The organism is Arthrobacter sp. P1_A5, from assembly GCF_056406825.1.
Genome location: NZ_JBFTZL010000001.1, coordinates 15,841 through 33,145, shown reverse-complemented (window position 1 = coordinate 33,145; position 17,305 = coordinate 15,841). Strand labels below are relative to the sequence as shown.

At 63.8% G+C, this 17,305-nt stretch carries 14 protein-coding genes; 6 read left to right on the top strand and 8 right to left on the bottom strand.

Annotated features, from left to right (window positions below; genetic code table 11):
• Window positions 1-2,667: 2,667 nt before the first annotated feature.
• The 8 genes from AC1D1S_RS00155 to rpmH form a co-directional block, all read right to left on the bottom strand.
• Complete coding sequence (locus AC1D1S_RS00155) at window positions 2,668-3,900, bottom strand: ParB/RepB/Spo0J family partition protein (protein WP_476993463.1); 1,233 nt, start codon at window positions 3,898-3,900, stop codon at window positions 2,668-2,670.
• A gap of 67 nt (window positions 3,901-3,967) precedes the next feature.
• Entirely contained in the window at window positions 3,968-5,035 is a 1,068-nt protein-coding gene (locus tag AC1D1S_RS00150) for a ParA family protein (protein WP_476993462.1), read from the bottom strand.
• A gap of 87 nt (window positions 5,036-5,122) precedes the next feature.
• Window positions 5,123-5,773 (bottom strand): 16S rRNA (guanine(527)-N(7))-methyltransferase RsmG, encoded by a 651-nt coding sequence (gene rsmG / locus AC1D1S_RS00145; RefSeq protein WP_476993461.1) that lies wholly within the window; start codon window positions 5,771-5,773, stop codon window positions 5,123-5,125.
• 16 nt (window positions 5,774-5,789) lie between these two features.
• Window positions 5,790-6,380: a Jag family protein gene (locus AC1D1S_RS00140; RefSeq protein ID WP_028277976.1), complete on the bottom strand. Its 591-nt coding sequence runs from the start codon at window positions 6,378-6,380 to the stop codon at window positions 5,790-5,792.
• Window positions 6,380-7,354, bottom strand: coding sequence for a membrane protein insertase YidC (gene yidC / locus AC1D1S_RS00135; RefSeq protein WP_243178152.1), 975 nt, complete (start codon window positions 7,352-7,354; stop codon window positions 6,380-6,382). The genes AC1D1S_RS00140 and yidC overlap by 1 nt, the downstream gene beginning before the upstream one ends.
• 15 nt (window positions 7,355-7,369) lie before the next feature.
• Entirely contained in the window at window positions 7,370-7,765 is a 396-nt protein-coding gene (gene yidD / locus AC1D1S_RS00130; RefSeq protein ID WP_439954087.1) for a membrane protein insertion efficiency factor YidD, read from the bottom strand.
• A complete protein-coding gene (gene rnpA, locus AC1D1S_RS00125; RefSeq protein ID WP_028275301.1) occupies window positions 7,758-8,168 on the bottom strand; it encodes a ribonuclease P protein component in 411 nt (136 codons plus the stop codon). The genes yidD and rnpA overlap by 8 nt, the downstream gene beginning before the upstream one ends.
• A gap of 41 nt (window positions 8,169-8,209) precedes the next feature.
• Window positions 8,210-8,347 carry a 50S ribosomal protein L34 gene (rpmH, locus tag AC1D1S_RS00120; RefSeq protein WP_003800212.1) on the bottom strand — a complete coding sequence of 46 codons (138 nt, stop codon included), beginning with the start codon at window positions 8,345-8,347 and terminating at the stop codon, window positions 8,210-8,212.
• A gap of 463 nt (window positions 8,348-8,810) precedes the next feature.
• On the opposite strand from rpmH, the gene dnaA reads away from it, so the two are divergent.
• From dnaA to gyrB, 6 genes are all read left to right on the top strand, one after another.
• Window positions 8,811-10,232 (top strand): chromosomal replication initiator protein DnaA, encoded by a 1,422-nt coding sequence (gene dnaA / locus AC1D1S_RS00115; RefSeq protein ID WP_018775671.1) that lies wholly within the window; start codon window positions 8,811-8,813, stop codon window positions 10,230-10,232.
• A gap of 586 nt (window positions 10,233-10,818) precedes the next feature.
• On the top strand, window positions 10,819-11,943 hold the full coding sequence (gene dnaN / locus AC1D1S_RS00110; protein WP_018775670.1) for a DNA polymerase III subunit beta: 1,125 nt from the start codon (window positions 10,819-10,821) through the stop codon (window positions 11,941-11,943).
• A 98-nt stretch (window positions 11,944-12,041) separates the two neighbouring features.
• On the top strand, window positions 12,042-12,926 hold the full coding sequence (gnd, locus tag AC1D1S_RS00105; RefSeq protein WP_476942784.1) for a phosphogluconate dehydrogenase (NAD(+)-dependent, decarboxylating): 885 nt from the start codon (window positions 12,042-12,044) through the stop codon (window positions 12,924-12,926).
• Window positions 12,927-12,972: 46 nt separating this feature from the next.
• A complete protein-coding gene (recF, locus tag AC1D1S_RS00100; protein WP_243178154.1) occupies window positions 12,973-14,199 on the top strand; it encodes a DNA replication/repair protein RecF in 1,227 nt (408 codons plus the stop codon).
• Entirely contained in the window at window positions 14,196-14,756 is a 561-nt protein-coding gene (locus AC1D1S_RS00095) for a DciA family protein (protein WP_243178155.1), read from the top strand. The genes recF and AC1D1S_RS00095 overlap by 4 nt, the downstream gene beginning before the upstream one ends.
• A 413-nt stretch (window positions 14,757-15,169) precedes the next feature.
• Window positions 15,170-17,269, top strand: a complete 2,100-nt coding sequence (gyrB, locus tag AC1D1S_RS00090) for a DNA topoisomerase (ATP-hydrolyzing) subunit B (protein WP_439954088.1) — start codon at window positions 15,170-15,172, stop codon at window positions 17,267-17,269.
• Window positions 17,270-17,305 lie beyond the last annotated feature (36 nt).

The window sequence follows — 17,305 nt, the reverse complement described above, 5'->3', positions numbered from 1 at the left end:
GAGGGAGGCGCCGGACTGCAAAAAGCGGTCGGCCCGGTCGTGCCGGCACAGTTGACACGCGCAAGCACAAGTCCCGAACCCAATCAGACTGGCCCGGATGCCTGCCTTCCCTTCTTTGCGGTTTGAATCCCTCCGGTTGCTGCACCAACTTACGGGTCCGGCGCGGTCAGCGGATTGGATCCTAAAGGCAACTGCGCCCTGATGCCCGGGGGCGACGAACCTGGCCGCCCGAAACACGCTGGTCCGGGGGAGCGGACCCGGCCCGGGTAGCCGTGTAGTTGGACGTGCAGCAGCTCGGCAGCTTCCCTCTGGTGTCGGCTGGATGCCCACACAAGAACCACCCCGACAGTTCCGGCCAGGCTCAATCCGCAGGGAAGGTTTGATTGACGCCTGGGACTGATCGGTACGACCCCGGCCCTACTTCACGTGGGCTCCGCTTCCCTTCTCGCGGGTGCGTCGCGTGGCCTGAGCTCCTGCTGGAGGACTCCTTCCAACCACTCTGCAGCAGGGTCAGCCGATGTGCAGCAGTACAGGACCTGCGCTGCACCATCATCAAGCGGGTACCGGCAAGCCGGCAGGCGCCGGCAGCGGCAAAGTGTGGGGGGCCCCAGATGTCCGGTGCGCGATTCCGGATGAGGGGTGCCGTGTCCGGGGTGCCGGGAAAGCCCCACACAGGGCCATCTCGGCCATTGGATAAGGCGTCCGGCTCGCCGGAGGAAGCTGAAGAATGCGACAGGAACAGCACGCCCGCCGGGGCCCTCAGGGAGGTCAGGCATGCCTTGCACACCGGCATGCCACATGGCGCATGGTTACGGCTGGATGCGGCGACGGGACTGCAGCAGTACGTTGGCGGTCATGGCACCCGGATACCGGGGTGGGGAGGATGCGTGTCAGGGCCCCGGTTCCGGTTGCCCGGGTCCCGGCAAACTGACGGGCACAATCAAGTACTGAATGCCGAACCTAGGACGCGGGGGCAACCCAGTGAAAGGGGGTGAACAGCAAACCGGCGGGGGAGTCGAAGGACGCAGACATCCGCAAAAGGGAGGCACCTCCGGTCAGCTTCCGCTGTCACAGTCCCACAAGAGGCCTCTGCCCGCGCGGTCGAGACCACCTACTTTCTGCGGCACCGACGCCAGATCACCCTCCCTAACACGGCCCGCGTCCATTCCCGCGCCAAGGTCGGCGTCCGGCCTGCACCGTCGCCCTCGTCCCGATCTGCACGCCAAGCTCGGCGTCCAGGTCTGCACCGTCGCCCTTGTCCCGACCTTCGTCCACGCCCGCATCGATACCTCTGTCCAGGGTTCGTTTCGAGGCGCGTGTCGGACGCCTACTTCAACCGTAACCACCGGAACGGCCTACAAATCCATCGCCGAACCCGACGAAGCACGTAGCTGACCAGCCTGCCGGCCTCTGCACGAACTCAGGGTTCACCCGCTTCAATTTTCCTTCACGGAGGGTGCCTTCACGGCCCGTGATCGTAAGCAGCGGGAGAGTGCCGCGGGCCTCTGCCAGGAGCGGACAGTGCCGCATCAGGGCATCTCAAGGCGTGCAAGGCTTCAGCTGCGCTCCAGTCGGCTTCGCCTTCCCTCAGTCAACCACGCGGCCACACAACGCAGCAGCGGCGCCGTATGGCACTTTCAGCGGCGCACAGGAGCGGGTGACCCCCGCAGAGACTGGCAACGGTACAACAGTCGCTCCGAGGTTCGGCTGTGGCTGCGGCGAGCTTGCACCGCCGCCAAGCAGCAGCCGCGCCGTAGTGAGTCGCTTCCCCTGCTTCGCACCGGCATGGATGAATGTGGTCGCATAGCGCACCCGCGGCCGGCCCGGCCGCCAGGAAAAGGTGGGCCATAGCTGCGGGCCGACCCCCTTCAAGGGGAGGCTGAACCGTCATGACGCAGACGGTGGACCCTTGGTCGAAACGACGGCATTCGCTCGGCATCCCAGTCCACCGGCATTGCCATGACCATGGACGGGGACGCAGTCCAGCTGCCGGAGTGACGACAGCGCATCGGTCTCCAGCCGGTGGCCGGATTCTTCTGCCCTTTTGCGTCCTCACCTGGGCGACCAGCCAGCAAGGCGTTCGATGGGGCAAGGCGCAGATTCGCGGCCCCGTTTCACGTGAAACATTGATGGACCACTCCATCTCAGCTCTTCATTGAGCTCTGGAAGGTGGCGAAGATGGCTGTCGCTGAAAAGCGCGATCGCAGCGGCATCGACAGGGAGGGGCCCCTTCCGCATAAAGGAGAACTGTATGTACAGCCGCCATTTCACTCGGCGTAGCCGTTCCATGGAATCAGAAGCTCCACCCACGAAGCGCAACAGAGTGGACGGTACGGCCACCGGAAGCCCATCGACTCCACAACAGGATGCTCAGCAGGAAGCTCCGTCCCAGTCTGGGACATCCGCCTGCCCAGCACCAGCCCGTCGTTCCGCACGTGTGCCTCAGTCTCGCCGAAGTAGATCCGGCGATACTGACAATTTCCACAGAAGGACCACGGCACTGCGTCGGTCCCACGCCCGCAGCCGCGAACACGACAGCGCCGAACCCGACACCACCGAATCCGCCGGCACCGAATTGGCCGGCATCGGCAGCATCGGTAGAGATAAAAAAGGGAGGGTCTGTTTCACGTGAAACAGACCCTTCCGGAGAACTCAGCGAGTCGCGACCTAGCTTGGCGCTCCCGGCGTGAGGACATCCATGATGCGGTTCAGGTCCTCAACGCTGGCGAACTCAATGCTGACACGCCCCTTGCGGGCACCAAGCGAAATCTTGACATTAGTATCGAGGCGGTCAGACAGCGACGACGCCAGGTAGTCCAGTCGCTCGTGGCGCGCTCCCGCCCGCGGGATGTTGTTCTTGGCTGGCGAGGCGGGGCTCTGATACAGGGTCACGGCTTCTTCGGTCGCTCGGACCGACATGCCCTCTGAAACAATCTTCTGCGCCAGGCGTTCCATGGCCGCGGCGTCAGGAAGTGCCAGGAGTGCTCGGGCATGCCCTGCGGAGATGACATTTGCCGCGACCCGGCGCTGCACCAGCGGGGGCAGCTTCAGCAGGCGCAGGGTGTTGGAAACCTGGGGCCGCGAACGCCCGATCCGGTCCGCCAGCTGCTCGTGCGTGGTGCCGAAGTCCTCGAGCAGCTGCTGGTAGGCCGCCGCCTCTTCGAGCGGATTCAGCTGGCTGCGGTGCAGGTTCTCCAGCAGCGCGTCGCGAAGGAGGTCGTCATCGGTGGTGTCACGGACAATCGCCGGGATAGTTTCCAGGCCCGCGGCCTGTACTGCACGCCATCGTCGCTCACCCATGACGAGCTCATAGGGTTCGCCACCCTCTTCGGTTGAGGTACGGACCACAATTGGCTGGAGGACGCCAATTTCCCGCACGGAGTGCACCAGCTCCGCCATGTCATCTTCATCGAAGACCGAGCGGGGTTGCTTGCGGTTGGGGTGGATGTCAGTAACCGGGATTTCGGCAAACCTGACGCCGGGCACCTCGACGAGGTCAACAGTACCCTCGTCGCCGTGCTCGGGCGAGGAATCAAACGTCAGCTGTTCGCCGGCGTCGGACGCAGTCGCCTTGGCAGCAGCGGGGACCGGCTTGGAAGCAGCCGACTTTCGGGCGGGAGCTTTCTTGGTGACGGCGGCAGCAGCGCTGCCGGTTTCAGTGGTGTCAACCGTGAGATCAGCGGAATCGTCGGCCTTGAACGGTGTGGACTTCGGCTCCTTGTCCCGTGCGGCAGTGGCGTCCGGGTGCGGCTCGGCGTCGGAGGTCTTTTTTCGGGCTTCAGGGAAGAAGAGGTCCACGGGCCGGGATGGGGCAGCGCCGTTTCCGGAGGCGTTTGCCGCGGCGGAACTTGGAATGAGTGCGCCAAGTCCACGGCCGAGGCCGCGTCGCTTATCGCTCATGGATAAATCCCTCCAGTGGAAGAGCCGGGATTCACCTGGCTCTGGTTAGTGCAATTCTTGAAAGATTCTAACGTTCCGCGATTTCCGCGGCGGCTTCCAGGTAGGACAGGGCACCGCTGGAAGAAGGATCATACGTCATGACAGTTTGCTGGTAGCTCGGCGCCTCGGAAATACGGACCGACCTCGGCACCACAGCGCCGAGCACCTGCTTCGGGAAGTGCTCCCGGACCTCGGCTGCCACCTGGGCGGCGAGGTTGGTGCGGCCGTCATACATGGTCAGCAAAATAGTGGAAACAACCAGGTCAGCGTTCAGGTGCTTCTGGATCATCTCGATGTTCTTCAGGAGCTGGCTGAGGCCTTCGAGGGCGTAGTACTCGCACTGGATCGGGATAAGGACTTCGCCTGCCGCACAGAACGCATTTACCGTCAGGAGCCCGAGGCTCGGCGGGCAGTCGATGAAGATGTAGTCCAGCCGCTCCTCGCCATTCTTGGCGCGCTCCTTGGAGTACACATCGATTGCGCGGCGCAACCGCTGCTCGCGGGCCACCAGGCTAACGAGTTCAATTTCGGCACCGGCAAGGTGGATGGTGGCGGGCGCACAGATCAGGTTGTCGATGTCGGGGCACGGGGCCACGACGTCCTTCAGAGGGACATCATTGATCAGCACATCGTAGATGCTGTCGACATCGGCGTGGTGCTCGATTCCCAGGGCGGTGGAAGCGTTGCCCTGGGGATCGATGTCGATGACGAGCACGTTCAGGCCAGCGGCCGCCAGCGCGGCGGCGATGTTCACGGTCGTCGTGGTCTTGCCGACGCCGCCCTTCTGGTTGGAAACGGTGAAGATCCGGGTTCTCTCCGGTTTGGGGAGCTGCCGGCCGAGCAACCGCTCGCGGCGCTTGTTTTCGTGCGCGAGTTCGCGGGCGATGGGACTGGAATCATCGATGGAATCCAGCACGTTCCCCGTGTGCGGAAGGGATGTTTCACGTGAAACACCGGCCATCCCGGTCGTCTTCGCAACCGAAGCCGTGTGATTTCCGGAGTAGTCAAAAGCTACTGCAGGAGCCGTAAACGCCCGTGCGGACCCCAGGGACACAAACGGCGGGATCCGTTGTGTGGAGGCTTCGCTACTGCTCACTATGACACGCTCACTCTCATTCGGCTCTTACTGCCGGTTACTAGCCTAACCTCTTCCCCTCAGACTCCCCGGGCACCGGGGCCGGTGCTAGGTAATCTTTTGAGGCTTATTCACTACGATTCGCACAACGGTGGTGGGTTCCTCAAGCAGGTCTTCGCCCACCACCACCACGGACGTCTGAATGCCGCCCAGTTTGCGGATAACCTTGGCGGCTTTTTCGATTTCCTCGCCGGCGCTGCGTCCCTTGATGGCGACGACTTCGCCCTTGCCGGCCAGGAGCGGAATGGTCAGCCCGGCGAGATTGGAAAGCGCGGATACGGCGCGGGCAGTCACGACGTCGGCGTTCACGAGTCCCACTGCGAGTTCCGCGCGGGTGCGCATGATCGTGACGTTCTCGAGGCCAAGATCATCCACTACCTCCTGGAGCCAGATGACGCGGCGCTCCAGTGGTTCGATCAGCGTCAGTTCCAGATCCGGCCGCGCAATGGCCAGGCACAGGCCAGGCAGGCCGGCGCCGCTGCCGACGTCGGCGACATGGCTTCCATGGGCAATCTGGCTCTCGATGACGGCACAGTTAAGCACGTGCCGGCTCCAAAGCCGGGGCACCTCGCGGGGCCCGATCAGGCCCCGTTCGGTCCCGGACGTCGCCAGGTGCTCGACATAGCGTTTCGCCAGTTCCAGGCGGTCGCCGAAGATGGACTCTGCTGCCTTGAGTTCCGGGGCGGAAATTTCAACCATCAAGCTAGTCAACGGTTCAGTCTGCGGAGACAACGATGTGCCGGTCGGCGCCTTCGCCTTCGGACTCGCTCACGAGTCCCAAATCAGCGACGGCGTCGTGCACGATCTTGCGCTCGTAGGCGCTCATCGGAGCCAGGGCAACTGCCTCACCGGAATCCTTCACAGCAGCGACGGCGTCTTCAGCGATCTTCTGCAGGTCGCCGGCACGCTCGGCACGGTAGCCGTTGATATCCAGCACCAGCCGGGAGCGGTTCTCCGTCGCGGAGAGGACCGCGAGCCGCGTGAGCTCCTGGAGGGCCTCAAGGACTTCGCCGTCACGGCCCACCAGGCTGTCCAGCCCGGCGGCTTCCTCTTCGGCGACGATCGAGATGTACGTGCGGCCGTTGCGGACCTCGATGTCGATGTCGCCATCAATGTCCGCTATATCCAGCAGTTCCTCGAGGTAGTCCGCAGCGACGTCGCCTTCTTCTTCGAGGCGGCTGGCGGAAACACTCTTGCCGGTGCCGGCGTCCGCACCCTGTGACGAGTCGTCGGCCGCGCTCAGGGCGTCGTCCCGGTCCTCGTCAAACTCGGCGGAAATAGCGTGTTCGGTGCTCTCGGCGGACATTACTTCCTCTTCCTGTTCTTACGTTGCGGCTGGACGCGCTGGGTCTTGGCTTCGACGGCGGCCGCGGCGGAGGCTTCGGCTGCCTCGGCGTCGACCTTCTTGCCGCCCAAAAGGGGCAGGGCGGGCAGGCCCTTGGCTGCCCGGCGCTCGGCGAGAGCCTTGGCCGCCGGAGATCCCGGCGTAGGCATCCGGCGGATCACGAAGAACTGCTGTCCCATGGTCCACAGGTTTGTGGTGGTCCAGTAGATCAGGACGCCGATGGGGAAGTTAATACCGCCCACACCGAAGACGACCGGCAGGATGTAGAGCATCATTTTCTGCTGGCGCATGAACGGGCTGGCCAGGGCCTCTTCGGACATGTTCTTGGCCATAATCTGCTTTTGCGTGATGAACTGCGAGGCCGTCATGGCCAGGATCATCACGATGGAGAGGATCCATACCGACATCTGGTTCCCGCCGCCGCCGTGGAGCAGGGAGGCGGAGAGCGGGGCACCGAAGATGGTGGATTCATCGAACTGCTTGACCTGTTCGGCGCTCATCGCGCCGATGCCATGCCCGCTGGATTTGGCCGAGCTGATGCCGGAGAGCACCTGGAAGAGCGCGAAGAAGAAGGGCATCTGGATCAGCATGGGCAGGCAGGCGGAGAACGGGTTGGTGCCGTGCTTCTTGTACAGCGCCATCTGTTCCTGCGCCATGGCCTGGCGGGAGAGCTGGTCCGTCTTGCCCTTGTACTTGTCCTGCATTTTCTTCAGGTCCGGCTGCAGCAGCTGCATCCCGCGCTGGGCCTTGATCTGCTTGACGAAGACGGGAATCAGGGCGGCGCGGATGACCAGCACCAGCCCGATGATGGCCAGGGTCCAGGTCCAGCCGCTGGCCGCCGACATGCCGATGGCGCTGAGTCCGTCATGGAAGCCGACCATGATGGCTGAGACCAGCCATTTGAACGGGGCCAAAATTGTTTCAAAGATGTCCATACGATTCCCTATTCGTCAGGCCGCAGAGCGGCCTTCTCCATCAGGCTGAGCAGCCAGGTAGATATCCGGATTGTTCAGCACAACAATTGTGGGGGTGCGGCCCGCCGGCCATTCCCGATGCCCGGCGGGGACATGGTCCACACCGCCGGGATTCCATGGATGGCAGCGCAACAGGCGCCTCGCTGCGAGCCAGCTTCCTTTCACCGCGCCGTGGACGGTGATCGCTTCAAGGGCATAGGCCGAGCAGCTGGGGAAAAAGCGGCATACCTGGCCGTAGAGCGGTGAGATCACCTTGCGGTACGCCAGGAGCAACAGGATGAGGACATTGCGCGGCAAGTTCCAGACTGCCCGGGCCAACCATGCTGCTGCGGATTTTGCAGGAGGGACGTCGGCGGCAGTTGAGTTACGCACGCGGGGTCCCTTCCTGTGTCGTCTCGTTAGAACCTCGTGAAGCAGCCTGCGAAAGGCGGTTGCCCAGCCTTTTCATGGTCGTCTCCAAAGCGGCGTCATAGTCGGCGAGCAGCTGGTCCCAGCTGGCTCCCGCCGCGGCGGGCAGGGCCCGGACCACAATGGCGAACCCGCTGCCGTATTTCTGCAACGACAAAGCACCGGCTTCTCTCAGTCTCCTCTTAACGAGGTTCCTGACAACAGCGTTCCCGACACTCTTGGAAACGATGAATCCGATCCGGCTTGGTTCATCGGCAGCGAGAGCTGCCGCATATAACACTACGTTCCGGCGTCCATTGCGGACACCGGAACGTACAGTTGTTGAAAAATCGGTTGATGTCCGCAGACGGTTCCTGGTGGCTAGCACCGTTCAACTCGCACAGGGATATGGACCGACGAGTCAGTTATTTAGGCCGACAGTTCGGTGCGGCCCTTGCCACGACGGGCTGCCAGGATGGCACGGCCGGCACGGGTACGCATACGAAGGCGGAAGCCGTGCTTCTTGGCTCGACGGCGGTTATTCGGCTGAAAAGTCCGCTTGCTCACGTTAGTTACTCCAGTGGATCAAAGGTGCGCCCACCCGATCAAGGGGAAGAACTGGCCGACGCTAAGTTTTGGTATGTGCCGCTTCCCTCGTATCTCACACGACGCGGGGCGTCAGGAAAGATGCAGATGAGGCGAAAAGCGTACACATGGGACTTCACAACGTTAGGGCTTGCCAACCTCCCGAGTCAAACCGGGGACCGCTCCGCAGGCTATCCCCAGCTGTGGCTAACTGCTCCCGCAGCCTGTGGATGAAGTGCGTCACGCGCCCCATTTCAGAACCACAACGGTGTAATTATCCACAGGACTGAACCCAGCTATCTTCTGGCGTTTTCATCCCCTACAGTGTCTCAGTAACCCCTTATCCACGGACTGTGCATAACCCTGTGGATTGAGCCGGCCGGTGGACAGCTCCGGACCGCGTGGATGCACGTAATGCAGGCCAGCAAGTTTGAGGAACTGATTGATGACAGTAGACGAAGCCAACCAAGCCAACACTGTCGGAAGTTCCTGGCGGCGGGTAGTGAGCCTCCTGGAGAACGACCACCGTGTCTCTCCCCGGCAGCGCGGCTTCGTCATCCTCGCCCAAGCGCAGGGGCTCATCGGTTCCACCCTGCTGGTGGCAGTTCCGAATGAGCTCACCCGCGAAGTGCTGCAGACCCAGGTCAAGGAAGCCCTTGACGACGCGCTCCGCAGCGTGTTCTCCGACGAAATCCGCTGCGCGATCGACGTCGACACGGATCTGGTGCCGCTGCACACAGAACCCGAACCCGCCGTCGAACTTTCCCTGGCCGCCGACCCGACCGTGGAGTTGAAGCCGCAGCCGATGCTGCCGAGCACCTCGCACGAATTCGGCCGGCTGAACCCGAAGTACGTCTTCGACACCTTCGTGATCGGTTCCTCCAACCGGTTCGCCCACGCAGCCGCCGTGGCAGTAGCCGAGGCGCCGGCAAAGGCCTACAACCCGCTGTTCATCTACGGCGACTCCGGACTCGGCAAGACCCACCTGCTTCACGCGATCGGCCACTACGCGCGCCGGCTCTATAGCGGGATCCGGGTCCGCTACGTCAATTCCGAGGAATTCACCAACGACTTCATCAACTCCATCCGCGACGATGAAGGCACCAGCTTCAAGACCACGTACCGCAACGTGGATGTGCTGCTGATCGACGACATCCAGTTCCTGGCCGGCAAGGACCGGACGCTGGAGGAGTTCTTCCACACGTTCAACGCCCTGCACAACAACAACAAGCAGGTGGTCATCACCTCGGACCAGCCGCCGAAACTGCTCGCCGGCTTCGAGGACCGGATGAAGTCGCGCTTCGAATGGGGCCTGCTGACCGACATCCAGCCGCCCGAACTCGAAACCCGCATCGCGATCCTCCGGAAGAAGGCCCTCAGCGAGGGCCTTTCCGCACCGGACGATGCGCTCGAATACATCGCCTCCAAGATTTCCAGCAACATCCGCGAACTTGAGGGAGCCCTTATCCGTGTCACGGCGTTCGCCAGCCTGAACCGGCAGCCGGTGGATGTGGCCCTGGCCGAGATGGTGCTCAAGGACCTGATCACCGACGACGGTGCCCAGGAAATCACCTCGGCGCAGATCCTCACCCAGACAGCCGACTACTTCAAGCTCAGCATGGAAGAACTCTGCAGCAAGTCGCGCACCCGCACACTGGTGACCGCCCGGCAGATCGCGATGTACCTGTGCCGGGAGCTGACAGACATGTCCCTGCCCAAGATCGGACAGGAGCTGGGCGGCCGCGACCACACCACCGTGATCCACGCCGACCGCAAGATCCGCGAACTCATGGCCGAGCGCCGGGTCATCTACAACCAGGTGACCGAGCTGACCAACCGGATCAAGCAACAGCAGCGCAATTCCTGAGCCATCGGCCGGCGCACTCTTATCCTTATTAACAGGGCCCTGTGGACAACCCTGTGGATAGTTAAGGGGACAACCGCGGTTAATGGGCTTAAAACCCTTAAGGCGCCTGTGGATTGGCCAGTCGGCCAAAAATCTTGTCCCCATCCACACCCTGTTTAAAACCTGCTCCGCCCACAGTCCATGAACAGGGCTTAACCGCGGATTCGCACGGCAGGATCGAGTTATCCACAGTTTCCACAGCAGTTATTAACACTACTAATCCCAAGAAAATGAAATTCCCTCAAACAACAATCTCGTTCCGACCTCCGAGCAGCGCCCAGGCCCGTTCCGGACCGGCGCAGGAGACCGGCCCCGCGAACAACACCGATGTAACCCGGGGATGGGAGAAACGCTCACCTTGGGGCTAAGCTGTCTGCAGTGCGTCCGTCCCGGACATCTTTTGTGGTTCCTACGGGGCCATGGGGCCCGGGTGGGCGAACGATTCCCTTGTTGACGGAATTCGGCGTCCCTGCCGAGGTCCGCCGCAGCTTGAGCAGTTTCAGCGATTTTCAGCACTAACAGCAGCAATGAAAGGCGGCACCCTTCCGTGAAGTTCAGAGTCGAACGGGACGTCCTGGCAGAAGCCGTGACATGGACCGCCCGGTCGTTGTCTCCGCGGCCGCCCGTTCCCGTACTTTCGGGCCTGCTCCTGAAGGCTGAAGCCGGTACCGTCAGCCTGTCGAGTTTCGACTACGAGACCTCCGCAAGGCTCGAAATCCCCGCTGACATCAGCGCCGAGGGCACCATCCTGGTATCGGGACGCCTGCTCGCGGACATCTGCCGCAGCCTGCCGTCCGCCCCCGTCGAGGTCGAAACCGACGGCAACAAAGTGACGCTCACCTGCCGCCGAAGCAGCTTCCACCTGGCCACGATGCCCGAGGCCGAATACCCGCCGCTGCCGGCCCTGCCGACGATCAGCGGCACCGTGCCCGGCGATTCGTTCGCCCAGGCCGTATCCCAGGTGATCATCGCGGCCAGCAAGGACGACACCCTGCCGATCCTGACCGGCGTGCGGATGGAAATCGAGGACGACCTCATCACCCTCCTGGCCACCGACCGCTACCGCCTGGCGATGCGTGAAGTCCCGTGGAAGCCTGCGACGCCGGGCATCTCCACGAGCGCTCTGGTCAAGGCCAAGACCCTCAACGAAGTGGCGAAGACCCTGGGCAGCAGCGGCGACATCAACATCGCCCTCGCCGACGACGACAGCCGGCTGATCGGCTTCGAGAGCGGCGGCCGGACCACCACCTCACTCCTGGTCGACGGCGACTACCCGAAGATCCGTTCGCTCTTCCCGGATTCGACCCCCATCCACGCCACCGTACAGACCCAGGAACTGGTCGAAGCCGTGCGCCGCGTCTCGCTCGTGGCCGAACGCAACACGCCTGTCCGGCTCGCTTTCACCCAGGGCCAGCTGCACCTCGACGCCGGCACCGGCGAGGACGCCCAGGCCTCCGAGGAGCTCGAAGCCCAGCTGTCCGGTGAAGACATCACCGTGGCCTTCAACCCGCACTACCTGATCGAGGGCCTGAGCGTCATCGAAACCAAGTTCGTGCGCTTCTCCTTCACCACCGCCCCCAAGCCCGCCATGATCACGGCCCAGCAGGACGCCGAGGGCGAGGACCAGGGCGACTACCGCTACCTCGTCATGCCCGTCCGGCTGCCCAACTAGCCCGTCACTGCCGTGCCCCGGACCTCGGGAGCACGGCACCTGCGGGCCATCACGGCCGTCCCCAACGAAGCACCCCAGCGCAGAAAAGAGTTCATCCCGTGCACATCGGACTAATCGGCCTTGGAAAAATGGGCTTCAACATGCGTGAACGGCTGCGCAAGGGCGGGATCGAGGTCACCGGGTTTGACCGCAACCCCGACGTTGCCGACGTCACCACCCTGGACGAACTCATCGCCGCCGTCCCGGCGCCGCGCCTGATCTGGGTCATGGTCCCCTCGGGCGAGATTACCGACGCCGTGATCACCGAACTGGGCACCAAGCTCGACGCCGGTGACCTCGTGATCGACGGCGGCAACTCCCGGTTCACCGAAGACCAGAAGCACGGTGCCGCGCTGGCCGAAAAGGGAATCCGCTTTGCGGACTGCGGCGTGTCCGGCGGGGTCTGGGGCCTCCAGAACGGTTACGGCCTGATGGCGGGCGGCGATGCCGCGGACATCGAACGGGCACTCCCCGTCTTCGATGCGCTCCGTCCCGCAGGTGAGCGGGCCGACAGCTTTGTGCACGTCGGCGGCGTCGGCGCCGGCCACTACGCCAAAATGGTCCACAACGGGATCGAATATGGCCTGATGCAGGCTTACGCAGAGGGGTACGAGCTCCTGGCCGCCAAGGAGATCGTCGCCGATCTTCCCGGGACATTCCGGGCCTGGCAGAAGGGGACGGTTGTCCGCTCCTGGCTCCTGGACCTCATGGTCAAGGCCCTTGACGAGGATCCCGGACTGGAATCGATCTCCGACTACGTCGAGGATTCGGGCGAAGGCCGCTGGACCGTCGAGGAGGCCATTGCCAACGCGGTGCCGGCCCCGGCGATCACGGCTGCTTTGTTCGCCAGGTTCTCTTCCCGCGAGGACAATTCGCCGGCCATGAAGATGGTCTCGGCGCTGCGCCACCAGTTCGGCGGCCACGCGACCCGGCCGGCCAAATAATCCTGCCCCGGCCACTTGATCCTGCCTGTGAAGTCCTGAATCCCGCGTGTACCTAGAAAAACTCTCGCTCACCGATTTCCGCAGCTACGCCCAGGTCGATCTCAGCCTTGAGCCCGGAGTCACCGTCCTGGTGGGTTCCAACGGCATCGGCAAGACCAATCTGATGGAAGCGATCGGGTATCTGGCCACGCTCACCTCGCACCGGGTCAGCACGGACGCGCCGCTGTTGCGGTTTGGTGCCGAGCGGGCCATGATCCGGGCCAAGCTGGTCCGTGGCGAGCAGTCCACCGTGCTGGAGCTGGAAATCAACGCGGGCCGGGCCAACCGCGGACGGATCAACCGGAGCAACCCGGTCCGTGCCCGGGACCTGCTCGGGATCTGCCAGACGGTGCTCTTCGCGCCGGAGGACCTGGCGCTGGTCAAGGGCGATCCGTCCAGCCGCCGCCGGTTCCTGGATGAGCTCCTGGTCAGCCTCATGCCGCGCCACGCCGCGACCAGGAGCGACTATGACCGGGTCCTGAAGCAGCGCAACGCGCTGCTCAAGTCGGCCCGCGCCGGAAAATTCAGCACGGGCCACGAGGCAACGCTCGATGTCTGGGACCAGCACATGGCCCGGGCCGGGGCTGAGCTGCTGCACGCGCGCCTGGAGCTGGTGGACCGGCTGCAACCGCACCTGAAAAACGCCTACGCGCAGCTGACCGATGGCTCCAAGTTGGCCACTGCGGTGTACCGTTCCACGCTGCAGGACAGCCTGGACGACGACGGCGGCACCTCAAGACCAGCGGATTCCAGACCTGCGGACGGAACCGCTGCCGATGAGGCCGCGCCTGCGGAAGACCTGCGCCTGCTCTCCGTCGAGCAGCTCACCGACCGCTACATCCAGGCCTTCGCCGCAGCCCGGCGCAAGGAACTGGAACGGGGAATCTCGCTGGTCGGGCCACACCGCGACGAACTTGAGCTCGTGCTTGGGTCGGCGCCGGCCAAGGGCTACGCCTCCCACGGGGAAACCTGGTCCATGTGCCTGTCCCTGCGCCTGGCCTCCTACTACGTCATGCTCGACGATGCCCGCACGGGTGGCTCGCCCCCGATCCTGATTCTGGACGATGTCTTTGCCGAACTCGACGTCCAGCGGCGGCGTAAACTGGCGGCAATAGTATCCGGCGCCGAGCAAGTGCTGGTCACTGCCGCCGTCGAGGACGATATCCCGGCGGAGCTGACCGGACGGCGGGTGAAGGTCATCCCGGGAGGAATCGATGAGCAGGAAAATCGATGAATAAGGATACCGACGGCGGCCTGCAGCCCGGCCGTGACCCCGACGATATCGATGCCGCGCAGGCCGCCTTGAACCGGATGCGCGACGCCGCCGCGGCCCGGGGCGAAATCCGGCGGGCGGTCCCGCGCTCCGGTGCCGCCAGCCAAAAACCCGCCCGCGCGGCCCGGGGAACCCGCGGGTTCTCCCAATTCCACGGCACCGGCAGGGATCCGCTGGGCCTCGGAAAAGTCGTGGGACGCCTCGTGGCCGAACGCGGCTGGAGCTCGCCGGTGGCCGTCGGCTCCGTCATGGCGCAGTGGGCCGTGCTGGTGGGCCCGGAGATCTCGGCGCACTGCACTCCCGAGAGTTTTACCGACACCACCTTGCATGTGCGGACCGATTCCACGGCTTGGGCAACCCAGCTGCGGCTGCTCAGCAGCAGCCTGCTGGAAAAATTCCGGACCGAGCTTGGCGATGGCGTCGTCACCAGCATCCAGGTGCTCGGACCCGCCGCCCCGAGCTGGCGCAAGGGCCTCCGGACGGTCAACGGCCGGGGTCCCCGCGACACGTACGGATAGCCCCGGCCCCTGGCGGGCACCGGATCTGAAGCACTTCTTGCAAAAGCCCTTGAAAAATCCGCAAGCGGCGTGTAGGGCGCTTGAACCTCCCGGAGTCGTATAGGAACCCTAGGGCTGGACCCCGAATGCCTTGCAGGGGGAGCCAGCGCCCTCCCAGCGGCACTTTCCCGCCCGTTTGGCGCCCTGGAATGCAGGTTTGGCCCCTATAACACGATAGAATCGGTGTAGATAACTGGGCGCCGGTGAAGCGTTGACTGAGTCCGTTTCCGACGCAATTTCAGCGTGCGGCGGACGGGATCCCCAAGTCAACGGAAACACCCGGCGTCGTCAGTGACGTGCCTGTTGGCAGGAGCCTTTTCCACGGAAGGGGCAACCGCCGGCCTTCAACGAACATAGAGGAGTCGAAAGCGCCTGTGGCTAACGACAATGCAGAGATCCCGGCAGTGGAAGACGTAGCGGAAGCGGTGGAACAAGAGGCTGCGGCAGCGGCGCCGTCGGGGACCGCGACATCGCGCGAATACGGCGCCAGCGACATCACCGTACTTGAAGGCCTGGAAGCTGTCCGGAAACGTCCCGGCATGTACATCGGCTCCACCGGCCCCCGCGGTTTGCACCACCTCGTCTATGAAGTGGTGGACAACTCGGTGGACGAGGCCCTGGCCGGCTACTGCACGCACATCGAAATCGTGCTGCAGGCCGACGGCGGGGTCAAGGTGGTCGACAACGGCCGCGGCATCCCCGTGGACATGCACCCCACCGAGCACAAGCCCACCGTGGAAGTCGTCATGACGATCCTGCACGCCGGCGGCAAGTTCGGCGGCGGCGGATATGCCGTCTCCGGCGGCCTGCACGGCGTCGGCATTTCGGTGGTCAACGCACTCTCCAGCCGGGTCGACACAGAGGTCCGCCGCCAGGGACACGTCTGGCGGATGTCTTTCGCCGACGGCGGCAAGCCGCAAGGCGGCCTGATCCAGGGCGAGGAAACCACCGAGACCGGCACCACCCAGACGTTCTACCCCGATGCCAGCATCTTCGAGAGCACCGACTTCGACTTCGAAACACTGCGGGCCCGCTTCCAGCAGATGGCATTCCTCAACAAGGGCCTGCGCATCACGTTGACGGACGAGCGCCGCGCTCCGGGGGAATCGTCCGAGGACGACGACCTGGACCTGGACACCGTCCCCACCGAAGGTGAGATCGCCGCGGAATTCCACACAGTGGTCTACCAGTACGACGACGGCCTGCTGGACTACGTCAAGCACCTGAACTCCGGCAAGAAGGTTGATGTGGTCCACGAGGACGTCATCGCCTTCGAAACCGAGGACACGGAACGGCACATTGCCCTGGAAATGGCGATGCAGTGGACCAACGCGTACTCCGAAAGTGTCCACACCTACGCCAACACGATCAACACGCACGAGGGCGGCACCCACGAAGAGGGTTTCCGCGCCGCGATGACTTCACTCATCAACCGCTATGCGCGGGAGAAGAACATCATCAAGGAAAAGGAAGACAACCTCACCGGGGACGACATCCGCGAGGGCCTGACGGCAGTCATTTCCGTGAAGCTCTCGGAGCCGCAGTTCGAGGGCCAGACCAAGACCAAGCTCGGCAACTCCGAGGTCAAGGGCTTTGTCCAGCGCGTTGTCACCGACGGCCTGGGCGACTGGCTCGAGCGCAACCCCGGTCCCGCCCGGGACGTCATCCGCAAGGCGATCTCCGCAGCCCAGGCGCGCATGGCCGCCCGAAAGGCCCGGGACAACGCCCGCCGCAAGAGCCCGCTGGAATCCTTCGGCATGCCCGGCAAGCTGTCCGACTGCTCCTCGAAGAACCCGGAGAGGTGCGAGGTCTACATCGTGGAGGGTGACTCGGCCGGCGGTTCCGCCAAGCGCGGCCGCAACCCGGAGACCCAGGCCATCCTGCCGCTGCGCGGCAAGATCCTGAACGTCGAGCGTGCCCGGCTGGACAAGGCGCTCGGCAATGCCGAGGTCCAGTCCATGATCACCGCCTTCGGCACCGGCATTGGCGAGGACTTCGACATCGCCAAGCTGCGCTACCACAAGATCGTGCTCATGGCCGATGCCGACGTCGACGGCCAGCACATCACGACGCTGCTGATGACGCTGCTGTTCCGCTACATGCGCCCGCTGATCGAAAACGGCTACGTCTACCTCGCACAGCCGCCGCTGTACCGGATCAAGTGGTCCAATGCCCCGCACGACTACGTCTACAGCGACCGGGAACGCGACGCGAAGCTGGTCTCGGGCCAGGCCGCCGGCCGCCGCATCCCCAAGGACAACGGCATCCAACGCTACAAGGGCCTTGGTGAAATGGACTACACGGAACTGTGGGACACCACTATGGACCCGGACCACCGGACGCTGCTGCAGGTGACGATGGACGATGCCCTGGCGGCGGACCAGATCTTCTCGGTCCTGATGGGCGAGGACGTTGAATCGCGCCGAAACTTCATTCAGCAGAACGCCAAGGACGTTCGGTTCCTGGACATCTAGAGGGCAGCCAAGCCCCGAATATGCCCGGACTGATAT